The organism is Aquimarina rubra, from assembly GCF_042684305.1.
GTDB lineage: Bacteria > Bacteroidota > Bacteroidia > Flavobacteriales > Flavobacteriaceae > Aquimarina > Aquimarina rubra.
Genome location: NZ_JBHULE010000006.1, coordinates 1 through 4,733 on the forward strand (window position 1 = coordinate 1; position 4,733 = coordinate 4,733).

Sequence of the window (4,733 nt, forward strand, 5' to 3'; positions counted from 1 at the left end):
AAGTCGCCAAATCTTTTGATTTGGTATTAAAAGAGAAAAATTAAAACAAAATACAAAACATTTGGCTTGTGGCTAAACCGAAAGTAATCGCTTATTTTCTGCCCAACTTGCCATATATTTAACGTTACCACCAATTTGAAAACAGAACTACGAAAGAACAATATAAACTGGATTTTTGGACTGATATTTTTAATATTTGGAATCGGATTAATTTACCACAGTGTAACCGATTTCTTTAAGTATAATTTTACGTCAGTTCTATTCATTGTAATGCGTTCGAATTCAAGTATCATAGCTGAATTTGTTTTTGGAATTTCACTTATGTTTTCTGGAATTCTGATTTTTTTGAATAATAAAAATTGGTTGGATTTAATAAAAATATCGGCAATTGGAATGATTGTGAATCTGGTATTCTCATTATCGCTGAGAATTACAGACTATACTTTCAATTGGGAATTATTAATGGAATTATCAACTAGAATAATAATTGGATTCGGAATTTATAAGCTGACAGAATATCTGATTCGAATAAATCAATCGAAATGGAATCTTAAGAAACAAAAGCTAAATTTGATAATCGGAATTGTAATTGGACTATTTCCATTTCTATTCCGAAATATATTTTTCTAAACCCGAAAATAACTGGTGGTAACACCATATATGTGATCATAGCAGATACATGATGAATCGAATGGTTCTTGTATATTTATGAAGGTGCAATGCTTGCAGAATGTTAAAATTAGCAATCAATGCACAGAAAAAACCAAAAACAGGGTAACATTTTGCCCTGCTACGACACATATATTAAACGTTGGCAACAAGCTGAAAAAACCGAGAATGGAAACAAAATCAATCGAACAATTAGAAAAAGATATTTGGAAAAACCCTTCCGAATTTCCGACTGATTTGGTTGAAAAATGTTATCGCTATCGAAAGATAAGTATTGTTGAATTGACAAACGAACAAATAAGACTTCTGATTTCTCAAAATATCGGAATTGAATATCTAATCGGAATCGCACTCGAAAAACTCGAACGGAATATTTTGACCGAATGTGATTTTTACGAAGGCGATTTACTTATCGCTGTTTCAAGTTTACCGACTGAATTTTGGAATGAAAATCAAACTGAATTTCTGAAATTCAAAAATATTGTGGAACAGAATTCGGAAATAATTAAAACTGGACTCGGAGAAAAGAAATTTGACCGAATAAATGAAAAACTAACTTAAATGAACAATATAAATTTTAAAAAATGGGCTTTCCATTTTATGATTTGGGTTTTAATAATTAATATTATTTCCTTCTATTTAACAATCAGCTATACAAGTATATTTAATGAAGGAGACAACACAGCACAAGTCTTATTTTATTTTGGAATTTTAGGAACAGTTTTACTTTTATTGAGTCTGATTTTTATAATTTTTAGTACCATAAAAAAAGAGAAGAAAAATTATCAATATTGGACTTCAATAGTTGGACTTGTCATTTTTGGAATTTTGCCAATTTTAGCAAGTCTATTTTTAAATTAATTTAGAGAATAATTGAACTGAATAAATAAAAGCCAGTTGCCAACACCGTATATAATTTATTGCTAGTTCTAGCCTACTTACGAAAATCCTCGCGGATTTTCTATTCGGTTTTTATTTGCTAAATTACGTGCTAAACCACGTAACAAACCATATACAAACACGTTATGCACAAGCTAGAAGATCTGAAAAGCAGGATGGATAATCGGACGGGATAATGGTCAAAGACCTGAGTATTTATGTAAAGTAAGTTCTGACACAAAGGTTCTCCCCTATCAGCATCTGACGGAATAAAGGTCATCGCTATTTTGTGATGGTTATCGCAAACCAAAAGTCGCAAAGCGATCGCGGGAATGGAAAAAAATATAACGCAAATAGTTACGAAAGCAATCATCGCTTTGCTTAGGTAAGTTTGCAAAGTAACGGCTGAATAAAAAAGCCAGTGCATAACAAGATGTATAATTCATAGCGGCGGAAATTCCTAACGGAATTTCACGCAGGTTTACTAACTTTGGGCAGTTGCGGAATATTAGTTGTTGATTGTCCCGCTACAAAATCATACATTAAACGTTACCAATAATTATGAAACAAATTTTACCATATATTTCAATTATTTTTTTGTTCTCCTGTAAATTGGAAGTAAAAAACTCAAATGCAATTGAGTCTTTTGAAGAACAACTTAACGAAATGGAGAAGCAAAGTGAAAAAATTGATCGAAACCTAAAACACAGTGATAGTCTTATTACTGAAATTCAAAATCTGATTGAAAAAAATAAGTTTATTCCTGACGTTACTATTATTGACGAAAAATATAGTTTAAACCCATTTGAATTACAGAATCCTTTATTAAAAAACCTTTTCGAAAGCCAATATTCTTCTGTAGACACGACATTATTTAATAATAGGCACGTTGATAATCAAATTGATACTGTCTTTACTTTCAAATATGGTTCATCATTTATAGAGATTTATAAAAACTCAAGTGAGGAATTTATCAAAAATGGATTTTCAAATTCAGACACTTTAAACCTTAATCGTGGTCTGAGATATGGGATGAGTAAAACTGACTTTTTAAAACTGTTATCGAATATCGATTCTGTATCGAATTTGCATAATAACTTTAGAATTCAAAACTCTGAAATAGTACAAAATGTGGACTTCAAATTTGTGAACGACAAACTGGAATATATTCATTTTGAGGGTTATTTGGACTAAAAAACTATTGGTAACATTATATATGAAATCAGAGCAAAGCTTAGTGTTAGATCGAAAGGTTATTCCCTTTTTGCAATGGCGCTAAATTTTTATAAATTAAATAAGAAATAAAAATGCGCAGATAAATCGATTGGTTCAGGCTTGCTTGCCTTGCTCCGATTCATATATTTGGCGTTGTACCTAATACCGCTAAAGAACTCAATGAAACTAAATAAAAACATTTATACATTACTAATTTTGATTGCTCTTTTATCTTGCAGTAATGAAAACTTGAATGAGGATAATAGTATTATTTGGGACAACTTATCTTCATTGAGGTTTTATGACAACAGTACTTTGCCTAAAGTAAAGATCGAATCCATAAGTAATGTAGATTTAAACTCAATGGAATTTATAGAAGCTGATATCAATTCTGCAAAGAAAATTCTTAATCAATCTATGCCTACTGAGGAGAAATATGTTTGGAAAGGTGGAGGATGGTTAGTTATTGCTAAATTTAATAATGGAGAAACAAGAAGAATTAAAGTTAGTGGTTATGGAGGGTTCTTCTATGATGTAGAAGAGAAAAAGTTTTACTCATTTAGTGATAAACAACGAAATGTCTGGAAAGAATTTTATCGAAACTATACAAAAGCACTTTTCGAAAAAAGAAAAAAAAGTACATAGGTACAACACGATATATGTGATCATAGCAGCAAAGTAATGAATCGATTGGTCTGAGTATATTTGGTAAGGCGCAATGCTTGCAAAAAGTAAAAGTTAGCAACCAATGCGCAAAAAGATCGAAAAACAAGGTAACATTTTGCCCTGCTACGACACATATATTAAACGTTAGCAAACATCCTAAATGATTGATAGAAAAAATAGAAATAAGCTTGCTGAATCTTGCCGACATTATTGGTCTTGTTTGATTGATAACTTTGAGTTTGATGAAATCAATTTCACTATAACAACCAATGATAAAGGAGTAAGTGAAATTAAATACCAGCTTTGGTATTTGTATGATGATATACGGACTCACAAAAATCAAGGGAAATGGAAAATGGAAGAATCAGATGAGAAAGTCTTAAAAAGAACCATTCTTTTTCTTAAATCTGATTATGAATACAAGTGGTCTGAACCTTCTTTAATTGAAAATATAAAAAAGTACTTAAGTCAATTGCTTCGAATAAAAAATGAAACTATTGACAAAACTCAATCTGGACAAAGAGAATACTGGCCCTTTTTCTCAAAAGATGAATACGAAAATGCTTTATCTAGTCCTAAATATTTAAATAATAATGTTTGACAACATTCAATAAGATGTTCAAAAAACTATTCAAGAAAAAGAAAACAACTAAGATTAATTTTGATCAGATTGATCTTAATTTATCCGAACAGGGAAAACAATCTATTAAAAAATTTTGCAACCGAACTGATAAAGAAAGAATAGGAGACATAATGACGTTGGGAGATAAAGGAGATAATAATTTCTTCTATTTAATTTACTATGCTTCTTTATTTGATCCTGACTTGAATGTCCGTTTTGCAGCTTTAAAAAGGATACCTAATTTTAAAGACAACCCAAATTTCGATTTGCTAATTAACAATCTGAATAAACCTGAAATTGGAGAGAATCTAGAACCATACTATTCAATGATGCTGTGCAACTTAGGTAAAATTACTCCCGAAGAATTAAATATTAGAATGTCAAAATAAACGTTTGCTAACAACATATATGTGTTCATAGCAGTTAAGTGATGAATCGAAAAGTCTGTGTATTTTTGCAATAGCGCAATGCTTGCAAAATGAAAAAGTTAGCAACCAATGCGCAGAAAAATCCAAAAGCTAGGTAACATTTTGCCCTGCTACGACACATATATTAAACGTTGTGCAACAGTTAAAAACCAAGAACTAAAAACAGAAATATGATACCAACTAATGATTTATTACTATTTGGATTAGCCGCATTGATAATGGTAATTTCGCCTGGCCCGAATATGATTTATTTA

General features: G+C 30.5%; 6 protein-coding genes. All 6 read left to right on the forward strand.

The genetic code is table 11. The annotated features are described in order from the left end of the window. The first annotated feature begins 837 nt into the window (after window positions 1-837). The 6 genes from ACFSR1_RS04135 to ACFSR1_RS04160 all read left to right on the forward strand — a co-directional run bounded on the left by ACFSR1_RS04135 (window position 838) and on the right by ACFSR1_RS04160 (window position 4,440). Window positions 838-1,230 (forward strand): contact-dependent growth inhibition system immunity protein, encoded by a 393-nt coding sequence (locus ACFSR1_RS04135; protein ID WP_378289926.1) that lies wholly within the window; start codon window positions 838-840, stop codon window positions 1,228-1,230. Beyond that, a complete protein-coding gene (locus tag ACFSR1_RS04140; protein ID WP_378289928.1) occupies window positions 1,231-1,530 on the forward strand; it encodes a hypothetical protein in 300 nt (99 codons plus the stop codon). A gap of 579 nt (window positions 1,531-2,109) precedes the next feature. Further along, window positions 2,110-2,742, forward strand: coding sequence for a hypothetical protein (locus tag ACFSR1_RS04145; RefSeq protein ID WP_378289930.1), 633 nt, complete (start codon window positions 2,110-2,112; stop codon window positions 2,740-2,742). A 201-nt stretch (window positions 2,743-2,943) separates the two neighbouring features. After that, entirely contained in the window at window positions 2,944-3,408 is a 465-nt protein-coding gene (locus tag ACFSR1_RS04150) for a hypothetical protein (protein ID WP_378289932.1), read from the forward strand. Between the two features lie 181 nt (window positions 3,409-3,589). After that, complete coding sequence (locus ACFSR1_RS04155; RefSeq protein WP_378289934.1) at window positions 3,590-4,030, forward strand: hypothetical protein; 441 nt, start codon at window positions 3,590-3,592, stop codon at window positions 4,028-4,030. A 14-nt stretch (window positions 4,031-4,044) separates the two neighbouring features. Continuing rightward, window positions 4,045-4,440: a hypothetical protein gene (locus ACFSR1_RS04160; protein ID WP_378289936.1), complete on the forward strand. Its 396-nt coding sequence runs from the start codon at window positions 4,045-4,047 to the stop codon at window positions 4,438-4,440. The last annotated feature ends 293 nt before the right edge of the window (window positions 4,441-4,733 follow it).